Genomic DNA, 25,060 nt, shown 5'->3' with positions numbered 1-25,060 from the left:
GGACGGTTCCGGCAAGCCATGGATGCCGTGCCGTGATCGTGGACACAAGCCACCCGAAACCGTGCGGCGAGTGCGCGTCCGGTCGCTGGAGTGCTGGCCGAGGCGTGGCTCCGCCCGCACGCTTTGGCACTTTGTAGTCTGAAGTTGCCTCCTGCCTCCGCGTACACCCAAGCTGGATCAGCGCCGATCGGTGCTCTTGGTGGGCGCGTCGCTACCCATCCGGGTCGCTGCCTTGAACGCCGCCGTCCACGGAAAGGCCCGCTGACGGCTGTTGCCGCTGCCGGGCGGGTGCGGCTCCCATTCATCCTCGGTCCCGAGGATGACCCGTACACGCTCGTCGCGGAGATTCGCCACGGCGCGCTGGAAAGGTGCGCGGTTGGCCAAGGCGGCGTTGACGAACGGGACGACCACGGTAGGCACCTGCCGGCCGATCAGCTCTGCGATCGTCGTCATCGCGTAGTTGTCGGCGATGCCGAGGGCGATCTTGTTTACGGAGTTGTAGGTGGCGGGGGCGATGATGAGTGCGTCCGTGGCAGGGAGGGAGCGGCGGGTGCCGGGAGACGACCGGTAGGTGGATCGGACCGGGTACCCGGTCAACCGCTCTATCGCTGCCGCGTCGATGAAGTCGAGGGCGCTGGGGGTGGCAGTGACCGCCGTTGTCCACGACTGCTGCGTCGCATCGGTGACCAGTTGTGTCACGTCTGCGGCGGGCCCGGCAGCGCAGACGACGATCTGCAGGTGGCCGTTGGTCATACGCGGATCCCGGCATGCTGGGCGAAGTCGAGGACTGCGCTGCGAACGTGGCCCCCGGTAAGGACTGCCAGGTCGCTGGCGATGCGTTGCACCGCTGGCCGGCAACGAATCTCCTCCGGCGCCACCTGATAGGCGCCGCGTAGAGCGTCCAGGCCGTGCTCGTAGCGTCCCCATTGTGTGTAGGCGCGGGCCACGTCGACGAACAGGGATGCCTTGCGTTCGGCGAGGCCGATCTTGTCCAGCGGTACCTGGCGAGCGAGAGTGATGGCGGTGCCGGCGTCGCCCAGGGTCAGCGCGATGTTGACGCGGTGCAGCAGGACGTTGGTGATGCCGAAGCCGGTCCACCGGTCGTTGCCGTCGTAGCCGAGTCGTCCGGCGGCAGCGGCGGCTTCGTCGAGCATGGCTCGCGCGCTGTCCCGGTCCTCGTAGCGGGCGGCGGCGATGGCACCACGCAGCAGCAGGGCGCCGTAGACGGCGACCGCGTCGGTCGAGGCGAGACGGGTGCTGCGCCGGACGGTTCCGGCCGCGTCTTCAGCGAGTTGGCGTGCCTGTGCCATGTGGCCGTTGCTCATCAGGGCGTGGGTCATGATCCGGGCGCTCGCGGCCATCGCCACCGGATCCTGACTGATCGCAGCGGCGCGGGTGCTGCGTTCAGCGGCCACCAAGGCCATGCCCTTGTCACCGACCTTGAGCAAGACGCTGCCGACGACGTGGTAGAGGTCGCCGGCCAAGGCGTCGAACTGCGCCAGCTGCTCGCCTTCGGTGTTCGCGCGAGTCGGTTCCAGGGCGGGCAACAAGGTCGCGAGCCTGGCGAGAACCTGCTCGTACCGGCACGCCTGATAGTCGATCTTTGCGGCGGCGACGTCTCGAGCGAACTGCCGAAACGGTAGAGCGACCGGCTCGGTGCCGCGGGGCGATGGTGCGACCATTGCGTTGAGCAGGGTCGCGACGCTCGGCACGGTGATGACGCTGATCGTCACGTCTGCCAGGAGATCTCTGCGCCGCACGTCGCCGTCCGAGTCAATGTCGTGAGTACCGCCTGCGCCAGTATGGAGGTGCGTGGCGGTGACGGACAGCGGCGCGGGATCCGCAAGTGCACCGCTGGTACCTGCGCTCGCCAGTGCTTCGAAGCGTTCGCGGACCTCTGGGGTGGTTCGTGTCAGCACCGTGTCCAGGGCGGCCTGCATATCGGCGCGCAGGTGAACCTTGTCGCCCTGGCTGCTCCACTTGGCCACCGTCCGCCGGGCCGCACCGAGGTGTTCGGCGAAGCCGGTGACGCTCATCCGCAACGCCTGGCGCAGCGCGTTCGCTTCCCGGCCGGTCCAGGTCGTCACCGCAGCCATCGCACGTCCTCTCGTTGGGACAGTTGTCGGCCGGACGATCGTACCGGCACTCGGCGTGCTGGCAGGTGCACCGTGAGTGCACCGACAGGGCATCCCCGCCGCCGCGCTCACCGGGCGAACCTGATTGTGCTGGGCGCCGCTCCTGACGAGTAGGCGGCCAGCACGCAATCGCAGCCTCACGCCAGGGAGCTCGGCATGAACAACGAAATCCCCGCAAGGCAAGGGTGTCTGCCGGCGCGTCGGAAAACAGCTTGCGACGCCCCCACAGGCGTGGGGAATGGGCCCCGCCTGCGTACCGCCATGAGGGCTGCGCGGGTGGGTGATCGGCGGTCTGCTCCCGGCCGCCGTGGTGCGGCGGCGGGCTCGCCCTTCCCCCGGCGGGCCCGCCGCTCATCGTCCCTGGCGGGGGTGGCGGCATGACGGTGTACGTCTCGCGTAACGCCATGGCCGGCCATTCCCGCCGCCCCGAGCCGAGGTGGACGGCTTCGCCGGGGCAGGTGTGGCCCGCTGACCCGCCGCTGCTCACCTTCGTGTGGCGTCGGCTGTTCGAGCAGCAGGCCCGCGAGGGCGGTCGCCGGTGACCGGGCCGCAGCGCCGACTCGCGCCAGCCGAGGTGGAACATCTGCCGATGCGCCCGCTGTGGTTGTGCCGCCGGTGCGGGCAGCCGTGGCCCTGCGGCGCGGCGAAGCTCGCGCTCCTGGCCGAGTACCGAGAAGTGCCGGTGAGCCTGTTCCTCTACCTGGCCGGCTGCCTGCACGACGCGATCGACGACCTGCACCGGCTCAGCCCGAGCGTGACGGGCAGCGCCACCGACATGTTCGACCGGTTCCTCGGCTGGCCCGCCCGCCACACCCGCGCCTACCGCGTCAGCACCACCGGGGCCGCCGACATCGAAGAGGCCCCCTCGTGAACGGCGTCGGCCTCATCGGCGCCACCCGCAGCGGCCGGTAGCGTCGATCGGCGCGGCGAAGTTCGACAGCCGGTCCGGCTGGGACAACTGGAACAAGAAGAGGTAGCCCGGCCACGGGACGCCCGGGGTGGCGTGCCCACCCGGCCCCCGCACAGGTTGAGGACACATGCGCACCACCACGATCGGCGACGTGAAGGTTCTGCTCCCGGACCTCGAACCGGACGACCTCGACACCACGACGGACCTCGCCGACCGGCTCACCGAGGCGCTCGTCAACGGCGCGGCGTGGCGCGGCTCGCACCTTGAGGAAGTCAGCATTCGCAGCAGCCTGATCATCGGCGTGGACCTGAGTGAGAGCACCTGGGAGGCGGGCAGCCTCTTCGGCTGCGAGATCACCCGCACCGACTTCTCCGGCGCGACCCTGACCGGCATCACCATCGAACGCTGCGCCATCACCGGCTCCCGGTTCACCGGTACCAGACTCACCGACGTACGCCTCAAGGACGTCCTGTTCGACGGCTGCCGCTTCGACTACGCCACCTTCCACCGCGTCACCGCCGCCGGCTCGGTCGCGTTCACCGACTGCACTCTCACCAACGGCGCGTGGTCTTCCTGCCGCCTACCTCGCATCGCACTGCGATCCTGCGACCTCGCCGGCCTGGAACTGGACTCCTGTCACCTCGACAGTGCCGACCTGCGGGGCAGCCGCCTCGACGGGCTCAAGACGCCGCTGGACAACCTGCGCGGCGTCACCCTCGGCGAGGACCAGCTTCCTGACCTCACCCGGCTGACAGTCGCCGCCCTCGACCTCGCCGTCCGCGACGACTGAGGCACAGGAGGCGCGTGGCCCGAGCCCCGCCTCAGTAGTCGATGTTGATGGCGGCGACCTGGCGGCTGCCGTTGAAGACGATCGCCGGGCCGGCGAAGCGGGAACTGGCGTACGTCAGCGCGGTCTTGTGCCCGGGGCTGTTGAACCAGGCCTCGATCATCTGCTCCGGCGAGGAGTTGCCCGAGGACGCGAACAGCACCTCGTGGCCACAGTGCTGCAGGCCGCTCGCGTTCAGGTTCTTCCGCACGCAGGACTCCGCGTCCCGGTGTTGCGCCGTACCCAGCTTGACCTCGGTCAGCCCGAGCGCGCGACGCCGCTGACGTGCGACGCGGTCGGTGTCGTCAACCGAGGGTTGACGGGGAGAGATCGTCAACCTATGGTTGACGCATGGAGGAGACCGAACCGCTCAAGATGACCCATCCGGTACGCCTCGACGACCTCATCGACGGCATCAAGAAGGCACACACGGACGCGCTCGACCAGCTGGCCGGCGCCGTCCTCGTCGCCGACCACCTGGACGACGTCGCGGACCACCTGATCGGGCACTTCGTCGACCAGGCGCGCCGCTCCGGCGCCTCGTGGACGGAGATCGGCCGCAGCATGGGCGTGAGCAAGCAGGCCGCCCAGAAGCGTTCCGCCGCCAAGGCGGAGACCGCCGCCGCGCTCGACCCGAACTCCGGGTTCGGCCGGTTCACCCCGCGCGCCCGCAACGTGGTGCTGGCCTCGCAGGAGGAGGCGCGGGCCGCGGGCAACGCCGAGATCACCCCGGGCCACGTCGCGCTCGGGCTGCTCGCCGAGCCGGAAGGACTCGCGGCCGCGGCGATCGTGGCCCGGGGCGTACCCCTGGAACGGCTGCGGGAGGTCGTCACCGCGACACTGCCGGCGAAGGCCGGCCAGGTGCCGGACCTGATCCCCTACGACGCGCGGGCCAAGAAGGTCCTGGAGCTGACGTTCCGGGAGGCGCTGCGGATGGGGCACAACTACATCGGTACGGAGCACATCCTGCTCGCCCTGCTGGAGGAGGAGGGCGACGACGGCGTGCTGCGCGGGCTCGGTCTGGAGAAGTCCGAACTGGAGTCGGCCTTCGAGGCGGCGCTCGCCGAGATCACCCGGAAAGGCGCCTGACACCGCGCCGGGCACGCGTCACGGGGGCGCGTGCCCGGTGTGCGGGTCGTCAGCCGGCGACGGGGAAGCCGTACCGGGCGGAGTGCTCCGGGTCGGCCGGGTCGACCTGGCGGATGCCGGCGTCGGCCAGGCGCTTGTTCACCTCGTCGAGGTGCTCCCGGACCAGCCGGGCCTCCTCCTCGGTGACCCGGCCGCGGTGCGGGCGGCCGGCGTGCTCGATGGTGCCGTAGTCGATCTTCTCGGTGGCCCGGCGGGCCTTGGGCGGCTTGACCCGCTCGGCGGTACGCAGCAGCTGCGCCATCGGCACGTCGGTCGCCATCGCGTCGAACTCGCTGGCGGTCAGCACCACCCGGCGCGGCTCGCCGTGGCCGTGCCGGTCGTGGATCTCCACCACCGCGACGTCGAGCGCCGCGTCGTCGATGCTCTCCACGTCGACCGGGGTGGCGTCCAGCTGCACGGGCCCGGCGACCAGGTCCGGGTGCTCCAGGACGACGACCTTGACCACCTCGTCGTCGGGGCTGAGCACCTGACCGGTGAAGTCGGAGACGTGGATCGTCTTCTTGCCCATGCGCGGAGCTTCTCCTGTCGTAGGCCGGAAATCGGACCACAAGACGCTACCGCACAGGTGTGCGAAGGCCGGTACGCCCGCCCGGCCGGTGTGTCGCCGCCCGCGTTCCTAGAGACTGCCTTTCGGGGCGACCCACTCGGTGGGCTGCTGGGTGAGCGCAGAGATCCGGTCGTAGTCGGCGTCGTAGTGCAGCACCGTGGCGCCGTGCAGCTCGGCGGTCGCCGCGATGATCAGATCAGGCAGCCGAAAGTTGCGGTGCTGGCTGTCGGCGGCCAGTAGGCGGTGCACCGCCATGGCGCGGTCCATCGCCTCGGCGGTGACATCCAGCCAGCGGTGTCCCCGGAGCGCCTGCCACAGGATCTCGTATCCCTTGGGCGTGGGGGCATTGTTCAGGTATTCCAGCGAGGTCATCTGGCAGGCGGCGAGGCGTCCTTCTGTCAGCAGCGTCTCGAAGCGCTTCCGGACGGCCTGGTGTCGAGCCTGAAGGACATACACCGACGTGTCCGCCAGGTAGACCTGCCCAGCCATCAGGCCGCAGCCTCGCCGTCGCGGGCGTCATCGGCGAGCCGGCTCAGATCGCGTCCACCGCCGTAACGCCAGCTCTCGTTCGACTCGGCGAAGTCCATCTCGACCTGATCGAAGGCGGCGACGATCTCTTTCGCCTGCCGCCTGACCGCGAAGGCGTGCAACGCGGCGTTGATGGTGGCGACCTTGGTGTCGGTGCCCAGCACCTCGCGGGCGGACTCCAGCCATTCGTCATTGACGTCCACCGTGATGCGAGTCATGCGCTTGACGGTACACCAACAAGTGCTGGATCCGGACACCAAATCGCGCCTGAGGTTGGTGCGTCAGCCGGTCGCCGAGCCGCGCCAGGCGGCGGTAGCCGGTTGCGCGTTCAGCTCGGCCCAGGAGAGCCCTCGGTCGCGGGCCTCGCGGTACGCCGGCTGCGCCGGGAATCGTCCGGCGTCTGCGGCGGCCCGCCAGCCGCGCTCCGCGTCCTGCTGGAATCGGTCATTCGGTTCGTGAGGCATGACCACTACCGTCCCAGAGAAACTTGTCCATGTATGGAAATGAATATGACGCAGGGTCGATGCCTTCGGTTCCGCGAAGCGCCGGAATTCCTGCGGCCGGTGGCGGAACCAGGAATCGGCGCCCGTCGCTGGCGTGCCGACCCTCTACCCACCTGTCCCGCGTCTCAACCACGCCGCGATCGGCGAATTCCGCGGGCGCGGGCGCGGCGCCACGGCGTACCATGATCACGTGCTCGACCGGCGGGTCTTCCTCCATCTGGCGACCTGGTTGGGGCAGTGGCCGGCGGGCCCCGGGCTGCACGTGGTCCGGTCGTACCGCCGCGCTCGTCCGGCCTGGGACGGAAGGCTGCGCCCGGCCGTCGCGGTGACCGCGGACGGCAGCACCGTGCTCTCGGTGGCCGCCGACCGGGTGGAGGCGGTACGGGCGCTGGTGCGCGACCGGCCGATCGGCGACTGGCTGCCCGCCCTCCCGGACGCGGTCGGCACGCCCGAGTTCATCGCGCACACCTCGGTCTTCCGCTGGTGCACCGACCCGGCGCCGCTGCCCGAGGTGGGGGAGTGGGTGCCGTCCACGCTGCCCGGGCTGCCGCCGTGGCTGCGGCTGTTCCACCGGGAGGTGCTCGTGGTCCGGGGCGCCGACGGCGCGTACCGGGCCGGCGTGGGGATCAAGCGGCACGACGCGTACGGGCACGAGCTGGCGGTGGGCACGGTGCCGACGGCGCGCGGGCGCGGCCTGGCCCGGCGGCTGGTCGCGCAGGCGGCCCGCCGGGTGCTGGACGAGGGAGCGATCCCCACCTACCTGCACGACCCGGGCAACGCCGCGTCCGCGCGGGTGGCCGAGGCGGCCGGGTTCCCGGATCGGGGCTTCACCGCGTTCGGCGTCTTCCCCCGCTGAGCCGGCCCGGACTCCCCTCGCTGTCCCGGCCTGGCGCGGACCGTGGACCCCGGGCCGGATCCACGGTCCGCAGCTCTCCCCCAGGCCCCGACACCCGTAACGCTATGTGTTAGTCACGGCGGTGAACAAGAGGTGGGTTACTGTCCGGTTACGGACTCTCACCTGCGGAATCGCTGGTCCGTGCGTCTGTGGAGTCAGTGACGCAGTGTGTGGATCAGGGCGAGCGCCTGGCGGGTGACCGGCCGCAGCACGCGCAGCCGGGACAGCCTCACCAGCCGGTCCACGAGCGGCACCACGCCGTCGATGAGCTGCCGGGTCTTGGCCTGCCCCTCCGAGCGGTCGTGCACCCAGTAGAGCACCACACCCATGTAGCCGAGCCAGAGCAGCTCGGGCAGAGCCTCGCGCAGCTCGTCGTCCAGCTTGACGGTCGAGCCGGTCAGCGCCTCGCGGAACAGCGCGATCGACATGTCCCGGGGCGCCGACGACTCGGCGGAGAACGGGCTGAGCGGCGAGGTCGGCTCCGCCGCCGTCTTGAAGAAGGCGCCCGCGAACGCGTGGTACGGGCTCAGCACGTCGACGCCCGCGTGCAGCACCCCGGCCAGTCGCGGGCCGAAGTCCCGCTCCCGGGCGAGCACCGGCGCGGCCGCCTCCCGGTGCTCGCGCTGGGTGCCCGCGTAGAACTCCTGGACCAGGTGCTCCTTGGAGCCGAAGTAGTAGTAGGCGTTGCCCACCGCCACGCCCGCCTCCTGGGCGACCGCGCGCATCGTCGTCCGCGCGTATCCGCGCTCGCGGAACAGCCGCATCGCGGTGTCCAGGATCAGCTGGCGGGTCTGCTCACCCCGGACCGTCGACCCCTGCCCACCCGCAGCGGTCGTCGGCGCACTCTGCTCGGTCATCGTCGTCACCGTATCCCGGTTCCCGGATCCGCTCGCGGACCACGGAGGCCGCCGCCACCACCCGCCGGGCCAGCGGCAGCAGGTGCGGGCGGGCCAGCCGCTCGGCCGTACCGCGATGCTCGGCGAGCGCCCACAGGCAGGCGAACCAGGCGCCGTCGCCGCGGTAGACCGCGCCGGTGTCGGCCACCACGGTCAGGTCGCGCAGGGTGGCGTCGTGGTCGAGCCCGGGGAAGCGCCGCCGGGCCTCGGCGGACCCGGCCGGCACGAACTCCAGCGGTACGAGCTGGGCGCGCGAGGCGAGCCACCGCCGGGCGGGCCGGCACATCGGGCAGTCCGCGTCGAACAGGACGGTGAACCAGCGGATCCCGCCGGCCCCGTGCCCGGTGGGATCCTGCTGGTGCCCGCCCGGGGCGGACGTCACCGGGCCGGCGGGTTCGGACCCGCCGCCGGTACGGGCCCGCCCTGCGGTGGGAGCATTCCGACCGGCGGCAGCGGCGGGTGGGTGGCCTGCTGGCGCAGGCGGCCACGCCGGTATCGGCCGAGCGCGAAGACGTTGAAGAAGTGCAGCGCGCCGAGCACCAGCAGGACGAATCCCACCTTCATGGAGAGCTGTTCCAGCGCCTGGCTGGCGTCGCCGACCGTCCCGGACTCCTTCATCGCCACCGTGACGTAGCCGAGGTTGAGCAGGTAGAAGCCGACCACCAGCAGGCTGTTGACCGCCTCGGCCAGCCGGCTGTCGGCGAACACGTCCTGCAGGAACACCAGCCCGTTGCGGGACAGGGCCCGCGCCACCCAGATGGTGAGGCCGATGCTCACCGTCAGGTAGGCCAGGTACATCCAGACCTTCACGTCCATCCCCGTCGCCTCTCTTGAACGTGTTCAAATCCAGGGCGCCCTGAGCGTACGACAGAACTTGAACGCGTTCAAGAGTGTGGCCCGCCGTCCGGAGACGGCGGGCCGGGTGGGGCGTGGGTCAGGCGATCAGGCCGAGCATTTCGGCGGCGGCCCGGCCGTTGGCGTGGCTGGCCCCGTGGGTGGCGACGAAGGCGCGCGCGCCCGCCGGCCGCCATGCGCCCGGCCAGCCCATCTCGACCACGACGACGCGGTGCGTGGTGGCCAGCGCCTCGACCAGCTCGCGTGCGCCGGGCAGCCGGTGCAGGTGCCGTCCGACCAGCACGACCGTCCGGTCCCCGGCGAGCCGCCGCAACTGCTCCGGGTCGGTCTCGCCCGCCACCGCGCGGGCCTGTTCGACCCCGGCGGCCAGGTGCGGGCCGAGCCCCCAGGGAACCCGCCCCTCCGCGATGGTGGAGGTGGCGTGCACCTGCACCACCAGGGGCGCGGTGTCGCGGGTGAGGTCGCCCTCGACGCGTACCGCCCGCAGCGCGGCGGCGTAGCCGAGGCCGTCGACGGCGGGCGGCGTGGCGTCGGCGGGGCCGGTGGCGGCGGCGAGCGCGGCGGTCCGGCCGGCGGCCTCCTCGACCCGGGCGCGAGCCAGCCGGCCGTCCGCGATCGCCGCGACGATCTCGGCGGCGACCGACTCGACCAGCTCGGCGTCGACCCGGGCGCCGATGCAGAGCAGGTCCGCGCCGGCGGCCAGGGCCCGGACCGCGCCCGGACCGACCCCGCCGGCGGCGAGCACGGCGCCCTTCATCTCCAGCGCGTCGGTGATGATCGCGCCGGTGAAGCCGTACTCGACGCGCAGCAGGTCGTGCAGGACCGCGCGGCTGAACGTGGCCGGGCCGTCGCCGGTCAGCGCCGGCACCCGGATGTGCGCGGTCATCACCGCGCGGACGCCCGCATCGACCACGGCGGCGAACGGCGGCAGGTCGCGGTCCCGCAGGACGGCCGGCGGCACGTCGACGGTGGGCAGCTCGTGGTGGGAGTCGGCGACTGTGGCGCCGTGCCCGGGGAAGTGCTTGGCGCAGGCGGCCACGCCGGTCGACTGGAGACCGGCGACGGCGGCGGCCGAGTGGACAGCGACCCGCTTCGGGTCCGCCCCGAACGAGCGGGTGCCGATCACCGGGTTCTCGTCGGCGGTGTTCACGTCGACGGTGGGCGCGAGGTCGACGGTGACGCCGAGCGCGGCCAGCTCCGCGCCGATCGCCGCGTACACCTGGCGGGTGAGGTCGGGGTCGTCCACCGCGCCGAGCGCGGCGTTTCCGGGGTACGGGCTGCCGACGGCGTGCGCCAGCCGGGTGACGTCGCCGCCCTCCTCGTCGATCGCGACGATCGCGTCGGGGCGGCCGGCGCGCAGCGCCGCGGTGGACGCCGCCACCTGGGCCGGGTCGTGGATGTTGGTGCCGAACAGGGTGTGCCCGGCGAGCCCGTCGGCGAGCAGGTCGACCGCCCAGTCCGGCGGGACCGGTCCCGGGTACGCGGCCAGCAGCGTGCCCAGCGCGAGCCGGCGCAGTCCTGGATCCAGACCCACGAGTATCCCCTTTCCCTGCCGGGTCGTCCGACCTCTGCGGATGGGGGTGGCCGATACGCTAACGGGCACCCCTCGGCAGGCGTTTTATGGTTAGAAAACTTTACTGAAAATTGAGGACGTTGGCATGAGTGCGACCCGGCTGCCCGGCACCCCCCGACTCCTGCGGGCGCTCAACGATCGTGCGGCGCTGGAGCTGCTGCTCGAGCGCGGCCCGCTGACGCGGGCCCGGATCGGTGAACTGACCGGGCTGTCCAAGGTCACCGCGTCCCAGCTCGTCGAGCGGCTGGAGGAGCGCGGCCTGGTCGCCCGGGTCGGCGAGCAGGCCGGCGGGCGGGGCCCGAACGCCCAGCTCTACGCCGTCCGGCCGAGCAGCGCGTACGTGGTGGGCGTGGAGGTGGGCGCGGAGCGGGTGGTGGCGGCCTGCGCCGACATCACCGGCACGGTGGCGGGGCGGGTCGAGCAGTCCACGAAGGACACCGACGACCCGGTCGGCGTGGTGCACAACGCCGTGGTCCAGGCGGCCAGCAGCGCCGGGGCGCAGCTGTCCGCCGTCCGGCGGGTCGTGCTCGGCACCCCGGGCCTGGTCGACCCGCAGACCGGCGACATCACATTCGCGTTCAACCTGCCGCGCTGGCACAGCGGCCTGCTCGCCGCGCTGCGCGAGGACCTGGACACCCCGGTCGTGTTCGAGAACGACGTGAACCTCGCCGCGGTGGCCGAGGCGCAGTCCGGCGCGGCCCGGGGCACCGCCGACTTCGTGCTGGTCTGGGTGGACGCGGGCCTCGGCCTGGCGATCATGCTGGGCGGCCGGCTGCACCACGGCAGCAGCGGCGCGGCGGGGGAGATCGGCTACCTGCCGGTGCCCGGCGCGCCCATCCCGCGCGACGTGTCCAAGCGGGCCAAGCCGGCGTTCCAGCAGCTCGTCGGCGCCGACGCGGTGCGGGCGGTGGCCGCCGAGCACGGCTTCGCCAGCCCGGAGGCGGCCGAGCAGGGCGTCGCGGCGGCCCGGGCGGCCGAGGTGGTACGCGCGGCCATCGCCGCCGGCACCGCCGGTGGGCCGATGCTCGACGAGCTGGCCCGGCGGCTGGCACTCGGTGTGGCGAGCACCTGCGTGGTGCTCGATCCGCCGCTCGTGGTGCTCGCCGGCGCGGTCGGGCAGGCGGGCGGCGCGGCGCTGGCCGAGCGGGTGCAGCACGAGGTCGCCGCGATCACGCTGGTGCGGCCCCGGGTGGTGACCACCGGGCTGACCGAGGAGCCGATCCTGCGCGGCGCGCTGCGTACCGCGCTGGACGCCGTACGCGACGAGGTGTTCGGCTCGACGGTCGGCTGACCGCGTCGTGCACCCTGGCGCCATGTGAAGGAATCCTTCATCATGGCGCCAGGGTCCGCAAGGAGTTGCCGGAGTGTGGCCTCCCTCAGATCAGGTCGCGGCGGCGGAACACCGTGAACGCGGCGGCCACCAGCGCGCCGGTCAGCCCGAGCAGCACCACCAGGCCCGACATCCAGGTCAGCGTGTAGGAGCCGTCGCAGAAGCCGGAGATCCCGGTGCTGCAGGCGTTGTTGTCCCAGAGCCGCACCTCGCCGGCCAGCCAGGCCGCCAGATAGCTGGACAGCATGAACCGGTCCGGCCGGCCGACCTGCAGGATCTGGAACACCAGCCGCGCCCCCAGCTCCCACACCACCAGGTACGCGGCCACCGTGCCGAGCGCCGCCGACGTGTGCCGGCCCAGCGTGGCCACGGCGAACCCGAGCGCCGCGGCGAGCAGCACCAGCACCAGCCCGCGAACCCAGATCGCGGCCAGCGACGGCCAGAAGTCGCCGCCGGTCCGCCCGACCAGACCGGACGCCTGGCCGATCAACCAGAACGCCCCGAGGTACGCCGCCGACGCCAGCACCGACAGGCCGAGCAGCCCGCCCAGCAGCGTGCCGAGCTTCGTGGCGAGCACAGTGGGCCGCCGTGGCCGCCACAGCAGCAGGTTGACCACCCCGCCCGAGTTCAGGTCGGCCCCGATGTACGAGGCGCCGACCAGGAACCCGAACAGCGTCAGGAACGCGATCAGGAAGTAGAGCAGCGGCTCGGCCTCCTTGGCGAAGACGAAGACGCCGCTGAGGTAGTCGGCCGTGCTCGGCAACTCCTCGATCTGGGCCGGGTCGATCTGGGCGCAGTCGCGCGGCACGTAGTCGTTCTCGCCCGGCGAGAGCGTGCCCTCGCGGATCCGCAGGCAGCGGTCGTACGCCATCTCCATCTGGCGCACGTTCTCCGCCGCCTGGGCCTGCGCCCGGCTCAGCTCCGCCGGGGTGGGCCGGTGCGAACCGGCGAGCGTGGTCACCACGGTCACCGCGAAGGCGACAGCCAGCAGCACCACCATGAGCTGCACGAAACGCCGGGCGGCCAGCCGCTCCAGCTCGGCACGGACCAGGTTCACGCGTCCACCTCCCGGCTCTCCCGGACGTCGAGGTCGATCACTCCGTCGTTCGGCGGCACGCCGTCGACCTGCCGCGGCACCGCCACGTGCTCGTGGCCGCCGGTCAGCTCCAGGAAGACGCTCTCCAGGTCCGGCCGGAGCGGGACCAGCTCGCGTACCCACATGCCCTGCTCGCCGAGCGTCCGGCTGATCGTCTCCGGATCCTCCACACCGGTCACCACCAGGTGGTCCGGCGCGACCGTGACCGACAGGCCGGCCCGGCCCAGCAGCTGCCCGGCCTGCTCCGGATCGGCCACCCGGACCCGCCACTGGTGCTGGTCGAAGCCGGCCAGCACCTCCTCCACCGGCCCGTACGCGACCCGCCGCCCCCGGCTCACGATCGTCACGTGGTCGCAGATCAACTGGATCTCGGCGAGGATGTGGCTGGACAGCAGCACCGTCACCCCGGCCTCGGCCAGCGACCGGGTCAGGTCACGCATCTCCCGGATGCCGGCCGGGTCCAGCCCGTTCGCCGGTTCGTCCAGGATCAGCAGCTCCGGGTTCTTCAGCAGCGCCGACGCGACCGCCAGCCGCTGCTTCATGCCCAGCGAGTAGCCCTTGACCCGCTCGTCGCCCCGGTCGCGCAGCCCGACCTGCTCCAGCACCTCGTCCACCCGGGCGGTCGGCACGCCGCCGGCCAGGGCCAGCAGCCGCAGCGTCCGGTGCGCGGTGAAGTTGGCGAAGAACTGCGGGCTCTCCACGATCGCGCCGACCCGCCCGGCCACGTCCGGCAGGTGGTCCGGTGACTCGGCCCCCAGCACGCTCATCCGCCCGGCGTCCGGCCGGACCAGGCCCAGCAGCGCGCGCAGCGTGGTGGTCTTCCCGGAGCCGTTCGGCCCCAGGAAGCCGTGCACCTGGCCGGCCTCGACGAGCATGTCGAAGCCGTCGACGGCGATCCGGCGCCCCTGGCGCAGCGTGTGGAACGTCTTGCGGAGTCCGGCGATCTCGATGACCGCGCTCATCCGCGCGCCTTCCGGCAGCGGTCGGGCATGGGTGTCCTTCCGGAAACGGTGACCAACGACACGGCGCCCCACCCTATGGCGGCGGCGCCGCCCGTGGGGGGCGCCGGGCCGGGTGCGTGATTGGATGGAGCGGTGACTGGTGACCTGATCCCCGGCGCCCCTGGCGCCCCCGCCCCCTCGACCGTGGACGCGGATCTGGTGGTCAGCCTCGACGGAGTCGGCGTCAAGCGTTCCGGCACCGCGCTGGTGCACGACGTCGACTGGCGGGTCGAGCTGGACGAACGGTGGGTGGTGCTCGGGCCGAACGGCGCCGGCAAGACCACGCTGCTCAACCTGGCCGCCGGCCGGCTGCACCCGACCAGCGGCGTCGCGCACGTGCTCGGCGAGCGCATCGGCCGCACCGATGTCAACGAGCTGCGTACCCGCATCGGCCTGTCCACCGCGACGCTCGCCGAGCGGATCCCCGCCGAGGAGCGGGTCGTCGACGTGGTGGTGACCGCCGCCTGGTCGGTGGTCGGCCGCTGGCGGGAGAGCTACGACCGCACCGACGAGGCGCGCGCCGCCGCGCTGCTGCGCCAGCTCGGCGTCGGCCACCTCACCGACCGCGCGTACGGCACGCTGTCCGAGGGCGAGCGCAAGCGCGTCCAGATCGCCCGCGCCCTGATGACCGACCCGGAGCTGCTGCTGCTCGACGAGCCCGCCGCCGGGCTCGACCTGGGCGGGCGCGAGGATCTGGTGGCCCGGCTGGCCGAGCTGGCGTACGACCCGGACGCGCCGGCCATGGTGCTCGTCACCCACCACGTCGAGGAGATCCCGCCGGGCTTCACCCACGCGCTGCTGCTGCGCGAGGGCGGCGTGGTGGCGCAGGGCCTGCTGGCCGGCGTGCTCACCGCCGACAACCTGTCGAAGACGTTCGGCCTGCCGCTGGTGGTCACGCGGTCCGGCGACCGCTGGGCCGCCCGCGCCGCCTGAGCGACGGGACGGTCACCGTGCCGCAGACCCGGATCGCCGTCGTCGGCAGCGCCAACATGGACCTGGTCGGCATCGGCGCCGCACTGCCCCGGCCCGGCGAGACGGTGCTGGGCGACGACTTCGTCATGCTGCCCGGCGGCAAGGGCGCCAACCAGGCGGTCGCCGCGGTACGCGCCGGCGCCTCCTGCGTCTTCCTCGGCGCGATCGGCTCGGACTCGTTCGGCGTGACGCTGCGGGCCCGGATGACAGCGGCCGGCGTGGACACCGGCCACCTGCGGGTGGTCTACGGCCCGTCCGGCGTCGCGCTGGTCATGGTCGGCGGCGCGGGGGAGAACGCCATCCTGGTCACCCCCGGGGCGAATGCCGCGTTCACGTCGCTGACCGCCGGCGAGCTTTCCGCCGTACGCGATGCGGACGTGCTGGTCGCCCAGCTGGAGGTGCCGGTCGAGACGGTGACCGAGGCGGCGCTGGCGGCCCGGGACGCGGGCACCCGGGTGGTGCTCAACGCCGCGCCGGCCCGTCCGGTGCCGGCCGAGCTGCTGGCGGCCACCGACCTGCTCGTGGTGAACGAGCCGGAGGCGCAGGCGCTGACCGGCCGCGGCCGGGACGAGCCGGCGGCGCTGCTGGACCTGGTGCCCCGGGCGGTGCTCACGCTCGGCGGCGACGGCGCCTGGTACGTCGACCGGGACCGGCCGCCGACGCACGTGCCGGCCGTGCCGGTGGAGGTGGTCGACTCGACCGCCGCCGGGGACGCGTTCACCGCCGCGCTCGCCGTGGCCTGGGGCGAGGGGCGCGACCTGGCCGACGCGGTGCGCTGGGCGGCGGCCGCCGGTGCGGCGTGCGTGCGCAAGCTCGGCGCCTCGGTGGCGCTGCCGCACCGGGCGGAGATCGACGAGCTGTTCGAGTGTTAGGAAGGGCCCCTTTTACTACCGGAGGCGTTAAGAAGGGGCCCTTCCTTACACCTCGTCGGTGAGGCGCTCGCCGCGGCGGCGCAGCATGCCGAGCCCGGGGATGCCGGCGACCGCCAGCTTGAGATCGCGTGTGACGTCCAGCAGGTCGTGCAGATCCGGGCCGACCCGGTCCAGCGTGGCCAGGATCGGCAGCACGTCCGAGGTGAGGTGGTCCTTGAGCTTCGGCAACTCGTCCACCAGCCGGATCGCGGCGGTCACCTCCTCCGGGCTGAGCTGCTCCACGAAACGGGCCGCCATCGGCGCGGCCCGGCGCAGCGTCGCCTCGTACGCGGTCAGCAGCTCGGTGGCGATGCCCGTCGCCTTCTCGGCGGTCGCCAGCGTGCCCGCCGCCCGCGCGGTCACCGTCTCCGCCTCGGTCACCACACCGGCCGCCGTCCGGGCCACCCGGTCGGCCTCGCCGACCACCGTGGCGGCCGCCTCGGAGACCCGCTGCGCCTCGCTCACCACCACCGTCGCCGCGGCGGCGACCTCGGTCGCCGTGTCGATCGCCGCGGTGGCGGCGGCGCTGATCACCGCCACCTCGCGGACCGCCGTCTCCGCGTCGGTGAGCACCCGGTCGGTGCGGTCGAGCGTGCCCTCGATCCGGTCCACCACCCCGTTGATCCGCCGGACCAGCGCTTCCACCTCGTCGAGCACGGCGAACGCGCGGGCGGGCACCGCCGCGAACGCGCCGGCCGAGCCGAGCGCCTGGTCCACTGCGGTACGGGTGAGGCCGAGCAGGGCGCCGGGCCGGGGAAGTGGGATCGCCATGGCATCCAGTGTGCGGCGTCGCGGCCAGTGCCGCCGGATGAGGTGGCCGCCGCGGGCCGGGTGGGCTCACCGCAGGTCGCCCTGCTCGACGGCCCGCTGCACGGCCCGGTAGATCTGCCCGAACCGCAGCGCGTCCGGCGTGCGGACCAGCAGCGTCTCCCGGCCGTGGTGCTGCACCCACAGCTCGTGTACCCGGTTGCCGCGTTCGTAGGAGCGGTCCAGCCACCCGAGCGGCACCTCCAGGAACGGGGTGAGCGCCAGCCCGGCCACCACGAACGCGGCCAGGATGATCAGGGCGAGTTTCCACTCGCCCCGGTCCTGCGCGGACCAGGCCAGCGAGAGCACGCAGACCACCGCGACCAGTGGTGGCAGCGACAGCAGCAGGACCAGCACCCCGCGTCCCAGCACCCGTCCCCGGACGGCGAGCGTCGTGGTGCCGCGCGCGTGCCAGACGTACGTGACGTCGGCGAGCGCGACGACCTGCCCGCCCGCGTGGATCGCCTCCGAGGTGACCTGCACGGCGTCGTCCCGGTAATAGAGGACCATGAATCAGCCTAACCGCGCGCGTCGATGCCGGCGCGTCCCGCGCCGGTAGGCTGGCGGGCATGACGGACCGGAGCGGGGCCGGGATGTTCTGGGGCGAGCAGGACACCTACGGCCTGTTGCGCGGGCTAGGCCTGCTGCCGGACGAGCCGATCGCGTTCTGACCAGGCCCGGACGGCAGGCTCTCCATGGCCCGCTGCACCGCCCGGTAGACCTGGCCGAAGCGCATCGCGTCGCGGGTGTGCAGCAGGCGCACCGGCCGGCCCCGCCATTGCGCCCACATCTCCATCTCCCGGCTGCCCCGGGCGTAGGAGCGGTCCAGGTGTTCGAAGAGGAAGTCCGCGAGCGGCCCGACCGCCAGGCCGGCCAGCACCGAGGCCCCGACGATGGCGATGGTGACCACCGCCGAACGCTGGAGCCACACGGCCAGCGCGATGCCCAGCACGGCGGCCACCAACGGCCCGGCGAGCGCGGCCCCGATCGCGCCGCGTCCGGCGAGCACCCGCCAGGAGCGGTCGCCCCGCCGGTGCCACACGCTGGTCAGCTCGGCCAGCGGGTAGCTGCGCCCGTCCACCCGTACCGCGGTGGAGGTGACCTGGACGGAGCGGTCGTCGTAGTAGGTGATCATGGCCTCACTCCCGGTGGCGGGGCGGCGGCGACTCCGGCGCGGCGACCTGCGGGTCGCCGACACCACACTGTCTACCCCAACGAGGCGAGTCGTAAGGTTGGCACGCGACTTCGACGAGGAAGTGAGGGCAGCGTGGGCGAGTTCGTCAGGCTGGAAGTGAAGGACGGCATCGGCACCATCCGGCTGGAGCGGCCGCCGATGAACGCGCTCAACACCCAGGTGCAGGAGGAGCTGCGCGCCGCCGCGTCGGCGGCCACCGCCGACTCCGAGGTCCGCGCCGTGATCGTGTACGGCGGCGAGAAGGTCTTCGCGGCCGGCGCGGACATCAAGGAGATGGCCGACATGTCCTACGTGGACATGGCGGAGCGCGCCGCCGACCTGTCCAGCGCGCTCGGCGCGATCGCCCGCATCCCCAAGCCGGTCGTCGCCGCGATCACCGGATACGCGCTCGGTGGCGGCTGCGAGCTGGCGCTGGCCTGTGACTGGCGGATCGTCGCCGAGGACGCCAAGCTCGGCCAGCCGGAGATCAAGCTCGGCATCATCCCTGGTGCCGGCGGCACCCAGCGGCTGGCCCGCCTGGTCGGCCCGGCCCGCGCCAAGGATCTGATCATGACCGGGCGGATGATCGACGCCGCCGAGGCGCTGCGGATCGGCCTGGCCGACCGGGTGGTGCCGGCCGCCGAGGTCTACGACGCCGCCGTGGCGTACGTGAAGCCGTTCCTGACCGGGCCGGCGCAGGCGCTGCGCGCGGCGAAGGCGGCTGTCGACGGTGGTCTGGACATGGACCTCACCTCCGGTCTGGCCTGGGAGAGCCAGCTGTTCGCGGCGCTGTTCGCCACCGACGACCGGCGCGAGGGCATGGCCGCGTTCGTGGAGAAGCGCAAGCCGGGCTTCACCGGTCGCTGACGCGAGAGCTGTTCACATCCGCTGTACCGGCCAGTAGCGTGACCCCGGTCGGTCGACGAAGGGGAATGGCATGACGGAGCGGATCGAGGGCCACGGGGGCGATCTGGCGCTCGCGGCACTACGCGCACACGGCGTACGGGAGATGTTCACGCTCTCCGGCGGGCACGTCTTCCCGCTCTACGACGCCGCGCACAAGGCGGGTTTCCCCCTCTACGACGTGCGGCACGAGCAGTCCGCCGTGTTCGCCGCCGAGGCGGTGGCCAAGCTCCAGCGCCGCCCCGGCCTGGCCGTGCTCACCGCCGGCCCCGGCGTCACCAACGGGGTCTCCGGCCTGACCAGCGCGTTCTTCAACGCCTCGCCGGTGCTGGTGCTCGGCGGGCGGGCGCCGCAGTTCCGCTGGGGCTCGGGCAGCCTCCAGGAGATGGACCACCTGCCGCTCGTCGCGCCGGTGACCAAGCACGCCGAGACGGTGTTCAGCGCCGACGACATCCCGCGCGCGGTGTCGGCGGCGCTGACCACCGCGCTCACCCCGCACCGCGGCCCGGTCTTCCTGGACTTCCCGCTGGAGGCGGTCTTCTCGGTCGGTGACGCCGACCTGCCGGCGGTCACGCCGCCGGCGCCGATCGAGCCCGACCCGGACGAGGTGGCGAAGGCGGCCCGCCTGATCGCGGGCGCGTCCCGGCCGGTGATCATCGCCGGCTCCGACGTGTACGCGGGCGACGCCGTCGAGGCGCTGCGCGCCGCCGCCGAGTCGCTGCGGGTGCCGGTGTTCACCAACGGCATGGGCCGGGGCGCGCTGCCGCCGGAGCACCCGCTCGCCTTCGCCAAGGCCCGCCGGGTCGCGCTCAAGGGCGCCGACGTGGTCGTGGTGATCGGCACCCCGCTGGACTTCCGGCTCTCCTTCGGCGACTTCGGCGATGCCCAGGTCGTGCACGTCGTGGACGCGCCCAGCCAGCGGGCCGGGCACGTGCAGCCGGCCGCCGCGCCGGCCGGTGACCTGCGTCTGATCCTCGGCGCGTTCGCCGACCACACCGGTGACCGGGCCGACCACGCCGACTGGATCGCCGAGCTGCGGACCGCCGAGGACGCGGCGAAGGCCCGGGACGCGGAGGAGATGGCGGCCGAGACCGACCCGATCCGCCCGGCCCGGATCTACGGCGAGCTGCGCCGGGTGCTCGCACCGGACGCCATCACCATCGGCGACGGCGGCGACTTCGTGTCGTACGCCGGGCGGTACCTGGAGCCGGCCCAGCCCGGCACCTGGCTCGACCCCGGCCCGTACGGGTGCCTCGGCACCGGCATGGGCTACGCGATGGGCGCCCGGGTCAGCCACCCGGACCGGCAGATCTGCGTGCTGATGGGCGACGGCGCGGCCGGCTTCTCGCTGATGGACGTGGAGTCGCTGGTCCGGCAGAAGCTGCCGGTGGTGATCGTGGTCGGCAACAACGGCATCTGGGGGCTGGAGAAGCACCCGATGCGGGCGATGTACGGCTACGACGTGGCCGCCGACCTCCAGCCCGGCCTGCGCTACGACAAGGTGGTCGAGGCGCTCGGCGGTGCGGGCGAGACGGTGGAGAAGGCCACCGACCTCGGGCCCGCGCTGGGGCGCGCGTTCGACTCGGGCGTGCCGTACCTGGTGAACGTGCTGACCGACCCCGCGGACGCGTACCCCCGTTCGTCGAACCTGGCCTGAACACGGCGCGCGCGGGCCGTCCGCCGGGTGAGCGGCGGGCGGCCCGCGGCGCGTGTCAGACCTCGGGGCGGTCCCGGTCGTCCGGGCGGTCGCGCAGCTCCTCCTCGCGGCGGCGCAGGTCCTCCTCCCACAGCCGCAGCCGTTCCTGGTCCTCGCGGCGGGAACGCTCGTCCAGCGAGGCGAGGAACTCCGGGTCGTCGTCCGGTGCGAGCGGGCGGCGGGCCGGGGCGGCGGGCCGGGCCGTGCCGGTGACGCCGGCGGTCCCGGCCGGGCGCTCGCGGCCCACCAGGAACCAGGCGATCGAGCCGACCAGCGGGAAGAAGAGAATGATCAGCACCCAGATCATCCGGGGCAGCGCCTTGACCTTCTCCTCGTCGGCGGAGAGGCAGCTGATCAGCGCGCACACGGCGAGGACGATCTGAACCAGGAAGAGCAGCACGTAGAGGCGGGCCATGCTTCATGATGGCTCACCGCCGCACGTCAGCGCACCCCGCCGAGCACGTGTACCACACCGAGCACTGCGAGTCCGGCCGCACCGAGCGCGGTCAGCGGCACCGACCAGCGGTCCAGCCGGCGCGGCCCCGTGCCGGTGGCCCGGTGCCACGTCACCACCAGGACGGCGAGCCAGAGCAGGACCGCGACCCCGGCCGGCGCCGCGTCCGCGGCCCGGCCGCTGAACGCCGGCCGGAGCTGGAGCAGCAGCACCGCGGTGAGCGTGAGCAGCGTCCGCCGCCAGGCCAGCCGGGTGCGCTCGGGTTGCAGACCGGGGTCTCGGGTCACCGCGCGCCGCCCAGCAGCACGGCGGCCACCAGCAGCAACGCGCCGACCGCGACGACGAGCGCCAGCACGGCCGGGAAGCGGGACGCGGGCAGCTCCTCGTTCAGCCGCATGGCGCGTTCGGTGCGCGCCCAGTGGTCGACCGCCCGGATCGAGACGGCCGCGCCGAGCAGCAGCAGCGCGACCGCGAGCGCCTCGCGCAGGTGGGCCAGGCGCAGCGGCGGGAGGAACTGCGCGGCGGCCAGCCCGCCCGCCACCAGCGCGAGCCCCGTTCGCAGCCAGGCCAGGAACGTCCGTTCGTTCGCCAGCGAGAAGCGGTAGTCCGGCGGGGTGCCGACCGAACGCAGCTCACGCGGGTCGAACCAGCTCTTGATCGACTCCCACACGCCGCCGATTATCCGCTTTGCCCCGCGCCTAGCCTGGGGGGATGACCGATCTTGACGCGCGCGAGCTGCGTGACGCCTACGACAGCCAGATCCGACCGGAGCTGCCGGACCCGCTGCCGGACGGCGTGACGGTGGAGCGCGACGGCCCGCTGTTCCGCGTGCTCGGCCTCGACCAGCGCGGCTTCCTCACCTACCGGACGCTCGACGGGCTGGACGGCGCCGAGCTGGACGCGCTCATCGCCCGGCAGGTCGAGGTCTTCCGGGCCCGGGGCGAGGCGGTCGAGTGGAAGCTCGCCGGTCACGACGAGCCGGCCGACCTGGGCGACCGGCTGCGCGCCGCCGGGTTCGTGCCGGAGGACCAGGAGACAGTGGTGGTCGGCCCGGTCGCGCCGCTCGCCGCCGCCGTCCCGGTGCCCCCCGAGGGGGTACGCCTGCGCGAGGTCACCAGCCGGGCCGACCTGGAACGGATCGCGGCGATGGAGGAGGAGGTCTGGCACGCCGACCGCAGCCACCTGGTGTACGGGCTGGCCCGGGAGATCGAGGCCGACCCGCAGTCGATCACGATCGTGGTGGCGGAGGCGGGGGAGACGGTGGTCAGCGCCGGCTGGATCCGCTACCAGCGCGGCACCGGCTTCGCCAGCCTCTGGGGCGGCTCGACGCTGCCGCAGTGGCGGAGGAAGGGCATCTACCGGGCGCTGGTGGCCTACCGGGCGCGCCTGGCGCAGCAGCGCGGCAAGACGCTGCTGCAGGTGGACTGCTCGCCGGACAGCCGGCCCATCCTGGAGCGGCTCGGGCTCGTTGCCGTCACCACCTCCACGCCCTACGTCTACACTCCGTGATCATGGAACGGTTGACGGCGGACGAGCGGCTCACCCTGAAGACCGGCGCGTTCGGTGCCGTGTTCCTGGTCTCCAACGCCGTGCCGGGGGTGCTGGCCATGGTGCGCGAGAGCTTCGCCGCCTCGGGCGCGCTCGCCGAGGTGGGGGGCGTGGTCAAGGAGGCGCTGACCACCGGGCCGCTGCCGCAGCTCCCCCGGGACTCCGTCCTGGAGGTCGAGTCGGTGGTGCTGCCCGCGCTGCGCCGGTCGGTGGAGATCCTGCGCGCCAAGTCGCCGGGCGACGTCGAGACGTACCGGTCGGTGGTGCTGGCCGCGGCGGAGCGGGTGGCGCAGGCGCACCGGGGGATCGATCCGGCCGAGGCGGCGGCGATCGAGAAGATCCGGCAGGCGCTGGCCGAGCCGGCGTGACGGTGGTGAGTCGCGTCACTCCGGGCCGCCGGGGCGGCCATGCTACTTGCGGGTAACATTGCGCTCGTGGGGAAGTGCACAGCAGCCCGCGGTTGACCCACGTTGCGTCGCGCGGGAGGCTGCGCCCGTGACCGGGCGAGTGATCGCTACACCAAACAGGAGGGTCGTCGAAGCGCGATGAACATCGTCGTACTCGTCAAGCAGGTGCCCGATTCGGGCGCGGACCGCAACCTGCGTTCTGACGACAACACCGTCGACCGCGGTTCGGCGAACAACGTCATCAACGAGATGGACGAGTACGCCATCGAGGAGGCGTTGAAGATCAAGGAGGCGCACGGCGGCGAGGTCACCATCCTGACCATGGGTCCGGACCGGGCGACCGAGTCGATCCGCAAGGCGCTCTCCATGGGCCCGGACAAGGCCGTCCACGTCGTCGACGACGCCCTGCACGGTTCCTGCGCGGTGGCGACCTCGAAGGTGCTCGCCGCCGCCCTCGGTCAGCTCAACGCCGATCTGGTCATCTGTGGCGCCGAGTCGACCGACGGCCGGGTCCAGGTCATGCCGCACATGATCGCCGAGCGGCTGGGCGTGGCCGCCCTGACCGGCGCGCGCAAGCTCACCGTCGACGGTGCGAACCTGACCGTCGAGCGGCAGACCGAGGAGGGCTACGAGGTGGTCACCGCCTCGACCCCGGCCGTGGTCTCCGTCTGGGACACCATCAACGAGCCGCGCTACCCGTCCTTCAAGGGCATCATGGCGGCCAAGAAGAAGCCGGTGCAGACGCTCTCCCTGGGCGACCTGGGCGTGGCCCCGGCCGAGGTCGGCTTCGACGGTGCCACCAGCGCGGTGGTGGAGCACTCCAAGCGCCCGCCGCGCTCCGGCGGCGAGAAGATCACCGACGAGGGCTCCGGCGGCGTGAAGCTGGTCGAGTTCCTCGCCACCGAGAAGTTCGTGTGAGAGGTCACTGACATGGCTGAGGTTCTCGTCGTCGTCGAAGCCACCAAGGAATTCGGCGTCAAGAAGGTCACGTGTGAGATGCTCACCCTCGCCCGCGAGCTGGGCACCCCGAGCGCTGTCGTCCTCGGTGGCGCCGGCGCCGCCGAGGCGCTGAGCGCCAAGCTCGGCGAGTACGGCGCGGAGAAGATCTACGCCGCCGAGGGCGAGGAGATCGACGGTTACCTGGTGGCGCCCAAGGCCACCGTGGTCGCCGAGCTGGTCAAGCGGGTCCAGCCGGCCGCCGTGCTGCTCGCCTCCTCCCAGGAGGGCAAGGAGATCGCCGCCCGCCTGGCGGTCAAGCTGGACAACGGCATCCTGACCGACGTGGTCGGCCTGGCCGCCGACGGCACCGCCACCCAGGTCGCGTTCGCCGGCTCCACCATCGTCACGTCCAAGGTCACCAAGGGCCTGCCGCTGGTCACCGTCCGGCCGAACTCGCTCAACCCGGCTCCGGCCGCGGCCACCCCGGCCGTCGAGCAGCTCACCGTGTCGGTCACCGACGCGGACAAGCTGGCCAAGGTCGTGGAGCGGGTCGCCGAGCAGAAGGGCTCCCGCCCCGAGCTGACCGAGGCGTCGGTGGTCGTGTCCGGTGGTCGTGGTGTCGGTAACGCCGACAACTTCAAGCTGGTCGAGGAGCTGGCCGACCTGCTCGGCGGCGCGGTCGGCGCGTCCCGCGCGGCCGTGGACTCCGGCTTCTACCCGCACCAGTTCCAGGTCGGTCAGACCGGCAAGACGGTCTCCCCGCAGCTCTACGTCGCGCTGGGTATCTCCGGCGCGATCCAGCACCGGGCCGGCATGCAGACCTCGAAGACCATCGTCGCGGTGAACAAGGACGCCGAAGCGCCGATCTTCGAGCTGGCCGACTACGGCGTGGTCGGCGACCTGTTCAAGGTCGTCCCGCAGGCCGCCGAGGAGATCCGCAAGCGCAAGTGAGCGTCGCGTGAAAGAAGGGCCGCCGCCCGGTTCGACCGGGCGGCGGCCCTTCCT

At 72.8% G+C, this 25,060-nt stretch carries 33 protein-coding genes; 14 read left to right on the top strand and 19 right to left on the bottom strand.

Annotated features, from left to right (window positions below; all coding sequences use genetic code 11):
* Positions 1 to 177 precede the first annotated feature (177 nt).
* Positions 178 to 753, bottom strand: coding sequence for a flavoprotein (locus ABIH81_RS01800; RefSeq protein WP_349878716.1), 576 nt, complete (start codon positions 751 to 753; stop codon positions 178 to 180).
* Positions 750 to 2,096 (bottom strand): hypothetical protein, encoded by a 1,347-nt coding sequence (locus ABIH81_RS01795; RefSeq protein WP_349878715.1) that lies wholly within the window; start codon positions 2,094 to 2,096, stop codon positions 750 to 752. The genes ABIH81_RS01800 and ABIH81_RS01795 overlap by 4 nt, the downstream gene beginning before the upstream one ends.
* A 416-nt stretch (positions 2,097 to 2,512) precedes the next feature.
* Between ABIH81_RS01795 and amcA the strand changes: the two genes are divergently transcribed.
* The 3 genes from amcA (at position 2,513) to ABIH81_RS01780 (ending at position 3,835) form a co-directional block, all read left to right on the top strand.
* Complete coding sequence (gene amcA / locus ABIH81_RS01790; protein ID WP_349878714.1) at positions 2,513 to 2,677, top strand: multiple cyclophane-containing RiPP AmcA; 165 nt, start codon at positions 2,513 to 2,515, stop codon at positions 2,675 to 2,677.
* Complete coding sequence (locus tag ABIH81_RS01785) at positions 2,674 to 3,006, top strand: hypothetical protein (RefSeq protein ID WP_349878713.1); 333 nt, start codon at positions 2,674 to 2,676, stop codon at positions 3,004 to 3,006. The genes amcA and ABIH81_RS01785 overlap by 4 nt, the downstream gene beginning before the upstream one ends.
* A 166-nt stretch (positions 3,007 to 3,172) precedes the next feature.
* On the top strand, positions 3,173 to 3,835 hold the full coding sequence (locus ABIH81_RS01780) for a pentapeptide repeat-containing protein (protein WP_349878712.1): 663 nt from the start codon (positions 3,173 to 3,175) through the stop codon (positions 3,833 to 3,835).
* Positions 3,836 to 3,866: 31 nt separating this feature from the next.
* Here the strand turns inward: ABIH81_RS01780 and ABIH81_RS01775 are convergent, their stop codons facing one another.
* The gene (locus ABIH81_RS01775; protein ID WP_349878711.1) at positions 3,867 to 4,082 is read right to left on the bottom strand and encodes a CAP domain-containing protein; all 216 of its coding nucleotides are present in this window, start codon (positions 4,080 to 4,082) and stop codon (positions 3,867 to 3,869) included.
* 140 nt (positions 4,083 to 4,222) lie between these two features.
* On the opposite strand from ABIH81_RS01775, the gene ABIH81_RS01770 reads away from it, so the two are divergent.
* Positions 4,223 to 4,960: a Clp protease N-terminal domain-containing protein gene (locus ABIH81_RS01770; RefSeq protein ID WP_349878710.1), complete on the top strand. Its 738-nt coding sequence runs from the start codon at positions 4,223 to 4,225 to the stop codon at positions 4,958 to 4,960.
* 49 nt (positions 4,961 to 5,009) lie between these two features.
* Here ABIH81_RS01770 and ABIH81_RS01765 read toward each other — a convergent pair whose 3' ends face one another.
* From ABIH81_RS01765 to ABIH81_RS01750, 4 genes are all read right to left on the bottom strand, one after another.
* Positions 5,010 to 5,528, bottom strand: a complete 519-nt coding sequence (locus ABIH81_RS01765; RefSeq protein ID WP_349878709.1) for a hypothetical protein — start codon at positions 5,526 to 5,528, stop codon at positions 5,010 to 5,012.
* Positions 5,529 to 5,636: 108 nt separating this feature from the next.
* Positions 5,637 to 6,056: a PIN domain nuclease gene (locus ABIH81_RS01760; protein ID WP_349878708.1), complete on the bottom strand. Its 420-nt coding sequence runs from the start codon at positions 6,054 to 6,056 to the stop codon at positions 5,637 to 5,639.
* Entirely contained in the window at positions 6,056 to 6,313 is a 258-nt protein-coding gene (locus ABIH81_RS01755; protein WP_349878707.1) for a type II toxin-antitoxin system VapB family antitoxin, read from the bottom strand. Before ABIH81_RS01755 ends, ABIH81_RS01760 begins: the two co-directional genes overlap by 1 nt.
* Before the next feature lie 63 nt (positions 6,314 to 6,376).
* Positions 6,377 to 6,559 carry a DNA repair protein gene (locus ABIH81_RS01750; RefSeq protein ID WP_349878706.1) on the bottom strand — a complete coding sequence of 61 codons (183 nt, stop codon included), beginning with the start codon at positions 6,557 to 6,559 and terminating at the stop codon, positions 6,377 to 6,379.
* Positions 6,560 to 6,788: 229 nt separating this feature from the next.
* Here ABIH81_RS01750 and ABIH81_RS01745 point away from each other — a divergent pair, with 229 nt between their 5' ends.
* Positions 6,789 to 7,454, top strand: coding sequence for a GNAT family N-acetyltransferase (locus ABIH81_RS01745; RefSeq protein WP_349878705.1), 666 nt, complete (start codon positions 6,789 to 6,791; stop codon positions 7,452 to 7,454).
* 194 nt (positions 7,455 to 7,648) lie between these two features.
* Here ABIH81_RS01745 and ABIH81_RS01740 read toward each other — a convergent pair whose 3' ends face one another.
* The 4 genes from ABIH81_RS01740 to ABIH81_RS01725 all read right to left on the bottom strand — a co-directional run bounded on the left by ABIH81_RS01740 (position 7,649) and on the right by ABIH81_RS01725 (position 10,778).
* The gene (locus tag ABIH81_RS01740) at positions 7,649 to 8,350 is read right to left on the bottom strand and encodes a TetR family transcriptional regulator (RefSeq protein WP_349878704.1); all 702 of its coding nucleotides are present in this window, start codon (positions 8,348 to 8,350) and stop codon (positions 7,649 to 7,651) included.
* Entirely contained in the window at positions 8,289 to 8,771 is a 483-nt protein-coding gene (locus ABIH81_RS01735; RefSeq protein WP_349878703.1) for a DCC1-like thiol-disulfide oxidoreductase family protein, read from the bottom strand. The genes ABIH81_RS01740 and ABIH81_RS01735 overlap by 62 nt, the downstream gene beginning before the upstream one ends.
* On the bottom strand, positions 8,768 to 9,205 hold the full coding sequence (locus ABIH81_RS01730; RefSeq protein ID WP_349878702.1) for a hypothetical protein: 438 nt from the start codon (positions 9,203 to 9,205) through the stop codon (positions 8,768 to 8,770). The genes ABIH81_RS01735 and ABIH81_RS01730 overlap by 4 nt, the downstream gene beginning before the upstream one ends.
* Before the next feature lie 118 nt (positions 9,206 to 9,323).
* On the bottom strand, positions 9,324 to 10,778 hold the full coding sequence (locus ABIH81_RS01725) for a glycoside hydrolase family 3 N-terminal domain-containing protein (protein ID WP_349878701.1): 1,455 nt from the start codon (positions 10,776 to 10,778) through the stop codon (positions 9,324 to 9,326).
* Positions 10,779 to 10,902: 124 nt separating this feature from the next.
* Here ABIH81_RS01725 and ABIH81_RS01720 point away from each other — a divergent pair, with 124 nt between their 5' ends.
* Positions 10,903 to 12,108 (top strand): ROK family transcriptional regulator, encoded by a 1,206-nt coding sequence (locus ABIH81_RS01720; protein WP_349878700.1) that lies wholly within the window; start codon positions 10,903 to 10,905, stop codon positions 12,106 to 12,108.
* 85 nt (positions 12,109 to 12,193) lie between these two features.
* Here ABIH81_RS01720 and ABIH81_RS01715 read toward each other — a convergent pair whose 3' ends face one another.
* Positions 12,194 to 13,204, bottom strand: coding sequence for an ABC transporter permease subunit (locus ABIH81_RS01715; protein WP_349878699.1), 1,011 nt, complete (start codon positions 13,202 to 13,204; stop codon positions 12,194 to 12,196).
* Positions 13,201 to 14,205 carry an ATP-binding cassette domain-containing protein gene (locus tag ABIH81_RS01710; protein ID WP_349878698.1) on the bottom strand — a complete coding sequence of 335 codons (1,005 nt, stop codon included), beginning with the start codon at positions 14,203 to 14,205 and terminating at the stop codon, positions 13,201 to 13,203. The genes ABIH81_RS01715 and ABIH81_RS01710 overlap by 4 nt, the downstream gene beginning before the upstream one ends.
* 120 nt (positions 14,206 to 14,325) lie before the next feature.
* On the opposite strand from ABIH81_RS01710, the gene ABIH81_RS01705 reads away from it, so the two are divergent.
* Both ABIH81_RS01705 and ABIH81_RS01700 read left to right on the top strand, forming a co-directional pair.
* Entirely contained in the window at positions 14,326 to 15,177 is an 852-nt protein-coding gene (locus ABIH81_RS01705; protein WP_349878697.1) for an ABC transporter ATP-binding protein, read from the top strand.
* A gap of 17 nt (positions 15,178 to 15,194) precedes the next feature.
* Complete coding sequence (locus ABIH81_RS01700; RefSeq protein ID WP_349878696.1) at positions 15,195 to 16,088, top strand: ribokinase; 894 nt, start codon at positions 15,195 to 15,197, stop codon at positions 16,086 to 16,088.
* Between the two features lie 45 nt (positions 16,089 to 16,133).
* Here the strand turns inward: ABIH81_RS01700 and ABIH81_RS01695 are convergent, their stop codons facing one another.
* From ABIH81_RS01695 to ABIH81_RS01685, 3 genes are all read right to left on the bottom strand, one after another.
* Entirely contained in the window at positions 16,134 to 16,898 is a 765-nt protein-coding gene (locus ABIH81_RS01695) for a hypothetical protein (protein WP_349878695.1), read from the bottom strand.
* A gap of 66 nt (positions 16,899 to 16,964) precedes the next feature.
* Complete coding sequence (locus ABIH81_RS01690) at positions 16,965 to 17,444, bottom strand: DUF6232 family protein (RefSeq protein ID WP_349878694.1); 480 nt, start codon at positions 17,442 to 17,444, stop codon at positions 16,965 to 16,967.
* A gap of 106 nt (positions 17,445 to 17,550) precedes the next feature.
* Complete coding sequence (locus ABIH81_RS01685; protein ID WP_349878693.1) at positions 17,551 to 18,069, bottom strand: DUF6232 family protein; 519 nt, start codon at positions 18,067 to 18,069, stop codon at positions 17,551 to 17,553.
* A 132-nt stretch (positions 18,070 to 18,201) separates the two neighbouring features.
* Here ABIH81_RS01685 and ABIH81_RS01680 point away from each other — a divergent pair, with 132 nt between their 5' ends.
* Both ABIH81_RS01680 and ABIH81_RS01675 read left to right on the top strand, forming a co-directional pair.
* Positions 18,202 to 18,975, top strand: a complete 774-nt coding sequence (locus tag ABIH81_RS01680; protein WP_349878692.1) for an enoyl-CoA hydratase-related protein — start codon at positions 18,202 to 18,204, stop codon at positions 18,973 to 18,975.
* Between the two features lie 70 nt (positions 18,976 to 19,045).
* The gene (locus ABIH81_RS01675) at positions 19,046 to 20,668 is read left to right on the top strand and encodes an acetolactate synthase (RefSeq protein WP_349878691.1); all 1,623 of its coding nucleotides are present in this window, start codon (positions 19,046 to 19,048) and stop codon (positions 20,666 to 20,668) included.
* Between the two features lie 55 nt (positions 20,669 to 20,723).
* Here ABIH81_RS01675 and ABIH81_RS01670 read toward each other — a convergent pair whose 3' ends face one another.
* From ABIH81_RS01670 to ABIH81_RS01660, 3 genes are read right to left on the bottom strand one after another with little or no spacing between them, the layout of a single operon-like run.
* Complete coding sequence (locus ABIH81_RS01670) at positions 20,724 to 21,122, bottom strand: PLD nuclease N-terminal domain-containing protein (protein ID WP_349878690.1); 399 nt, start codon at positions 21,120 to 21,122, stop codon at positions 20,724 to 20,726.
* 26 nt (positions 21,123 to 21,148) lie between these two features.
* The gene (locus ABIH81_RS01665) at positions 21,149 to 21,448 is read right to left on the bottom strand and encodes a DUF202 domain-containing protein (protein WP_349878689.1); all 300 of its coding nucleotides are present in this window, start codon (positions 21,446 to 21,448) and stop codon (positions 21,149 to 21,151) included.
* Positions 21,445 to 21,831 carry a DUF202 domain-containing protein gene (locus ABIH81_RS01660; RefSeq protein ID WP_349878688.1) on the bottom strand — a complete coding sequence of 129 codons (387 nt, stop codon included), beginning with the start codon at positions 21,829 to 21,831 and terminating at the stop codon, positions 21,445 to 21,447. Before ABIH81_RS01660 ends, ABIH81_RS01665 begins: the two co-directional genes overlap by 4 nt.
* Before the next feature lie 41 nt (positions 21,832 to 21,872).
* Here ABIH81_RS01660 and ABIH81_RS01655 point away from each other — a divergent pair, with 41 nt between their 5' ends.
* The 4 genes from ABIH81_RS01655 (at position 21,873) to ABIH81_RS01640 (ending at position 25,006) form a co-directional block, all read left to right on the top strand.
* The gene (locus ABIH81_RS01655) at positions 21,873 to 22,670 is read left to right on the top strand and encodes a GNAT family N-acetyltransferase (RefSeq protein ID WP_349878687.1); all 798 of its coding nucleotides are present in this window, start codon (positions 21,873 to 21,875) and stop codon (positions 22,668 to 22,670) included.
* Between the two features lie 2 nt (positions 22,671 to 22,672).
* A complete protein-coding gene (locus tag ABIH81_RS01650) occupies positions 22,673 to 23,077 on the top strand; it encodes a hypothetical protein (protein WP_349878686.1) in 405 nt (134 codons plus the stop codon).
* Positions 23,078 to 23,254: 177 nt separating this feature from the next.
* The gene (locus ABIH81_RS01645) at positions 23,255 to 24,034 is read left to right on the top strand and encodes an electron transfer flavoprotein subunit beta/FixA family protein (RefSeq protein ID WP_349878685.1); all 780 of its coding nucleotides are present in this window, start codon (positions 23,255 to 23,257) and stop codon (positions 24,032 to 24,034) included.
* Positions 24,035 to 24,046: 12 nt separating this feature from the next.
* The gene (locus tag ABIH81_RS01640; RefSeq protein WP_349878684.1) at positions 24,047 to 25,006 is read left to right on the top strand and encodes an electron transfer flavoprotein subunit alpha/FixB family protein; all 960 of its coding nucleotides are present in this window, start codon (positions 24,047 to 24,049) and stop codon (positions 25,004 to 25,006) included.
* Positions 25,007 to 25,060: the final 54 nt, after the last annotated feature.

The organism is Micromonospora sp. HUAS YX12, from assembly GCF_040215685.1.
In the GTDB taxonomy this organism is placed as follows: Bacteria; Actinomycetota; Actinomycetes; order Mycobacteriales; family Micromonosporaceae; genus Micromonospora; species Micromonospora tulbaghiae.
This window is presented reverse-complemented; position numbering and strand designations above follow the sequence as displayed.

Excerpts from the sequence above, each read along its gene's own strand:
- ABIH81_RS01800 (WP_349878716.1), bottom strand. The coding sequence starts at position 753 with ATGACCAACGGCCACCTGCAGATCGTCGTCTGCGCTGCCGGGCCCGCC.
- ABIH81_RS01795 (WP_349878715.1), bottom strand. The coding sequence starts at position 2,096 with ATGGCTGCGGTGACGACCTGGACCGGCCGGGAAGCGAACGCGCTGCGC.
- amcA (WP_349878714.1), top strand. The coding sequence starts at position 2,513 with ATGACGGTGTACGTCTCGCGTAACGCCATGGCCGGCCATTCCCGCCGC.
- ABIH81_RS01780 (WP_349878712.1), top strand. The coding sequence starts at position 3,173 with ATGCGCACCACCACGATCGGCGACGTGAAGGTTCTGCTCCCGGACCTC.
- ABIH81_RS01770 (WP_349878710.1), top strand. The coding sequence starts at position 4,223 with ATGGAGGAGACCGAACCGCTCAAGATGACCCATCCGGTACGCCTCGAC.
- ABIH81_RS01765 (WP_349878709.1), bottom strand. The coding sequence starts at position 5,528 with ATGGGCAAGAAGACGATCCACGTCTCCGACTTCACCGGTCAGGTGCTC.
- ABIH81_RS01760 (WP_349878708.1), bottom strand. The coding sequence starts at position 6,056 with ATGGCTGGGCAGGTCTACCTGGCGGACACGTCGGTGTATGTCCTTCAG.
- ABIH81_RS01755 (WP_349878707.1), bottom strand. The coding sequence starts at position 6,313 with ATGACTCGCATCACGGTGGACGTCAATGACGAATGGCTGGAGTCCGCC.
- ABIH81_RS01750 (WP_349878706.1), bottom strand. The coding sequence starts at position 6,559 with ATGCCTCACGAACCGAATGACCGATTCCAGCAGGACGCGGAGCGCGGC.
- ABIH81_RS01740 (WP_349878704.1), bottom strand. The coding sequence starts at position 8,350 with ATGACCGAGCAGAGTGCGCCGACGACCGCTGCGGGTGGGCAGGGGTCG.
- ABIH81_RS01730 (WP_349878702.1), bottom strand. The coding sequence starts at position 9,205 with ATGGACGTGAAGGTCTGGATGTACCTGGCCTACCTGACGGTGAGCATC.
- ABIH81_RS01720 (WP_349878700.1), top strand. The coding sequence starts at position 10,903 with ATGAGTGCGACCCGGCTGCCCGGCACCCCCCGACTCCTGCGGGCGCTC.
- ABIH81_RS01710 (WP_349878698.1), bottom strand. The coding sequence starts at position 14,205 with ATGAGCGCGGTCATCGAGATCGCCGGACTCCGCAAGACGTTCCACACG.
- ABIH81_RS01695 (WP_349878695.1), bottom strand. The coding sequence starts at position 16,898 with ATGGCGATCCCACTTCCCCGGCCCGGCGCCCTGCTCGGCCTCACCCGT.
- ABIH81_RS01690 (WP_349878694.1), bottom strand. The coding sequence starts at position 17,444 with ATGGTCCTCTATTACCGGGACGACGCCGTGCAGGTCACCTCGGAGGCG.
- ABIH81_RS01685 (WP_349878693.1), bottom strand. The coding sequence starts at position 18,069 with ATGATCACCTACTACGACGACCGCTCCGTCCAGGTCACCTCCACCGCG.
- ABIH81_RS01675 (WP_349878691.1), top strand. The coding sequence starts at position 19,046 with ATGACGGAGCGGATCGAGGGCCACGGGGGCGATCTGGCGCTCGCGGCA.
- ABIH81_RS01670 (WP_349878690.1), bottom strand. The coding sequence starts at position 21,122 with ATGGCCCGCCTCTACGTGCTGCTCTTCCTGGTTCAGATCGTCCTCGCC.
- ABIH81_RS01655 (WP_349878687.1), top strand. The coding sequence starts at position 21,873 with ATGACCGATCTTGACGCGCGCGAGCTGCGTGACGCCTACGACAGCCAG.
- ABIH81_RS01650 (WP_349878686.1), top strand. The coding sequence starts at position 22,673 with ATGGAACGGTTGACGGCGGACGAGCGGCTCACCCTGAAGACCGGCGCG.
- ABIH81_RS01645 (WP_349878685.1), top strand. The coding sequence starts at position 23,255 with ATGAACATCGTCGTACTCGTCAAGCAGGTGCCCGATTCGGGCGCGGAC.
- ABIH81_RS01640 (WP_349878684.1), top strand. The coding sequence starts at position 24,047 with ATGGCTGAGGTTCTCGTCGTCGTCGAAGCCACCAAGGAATTCGGCGTC.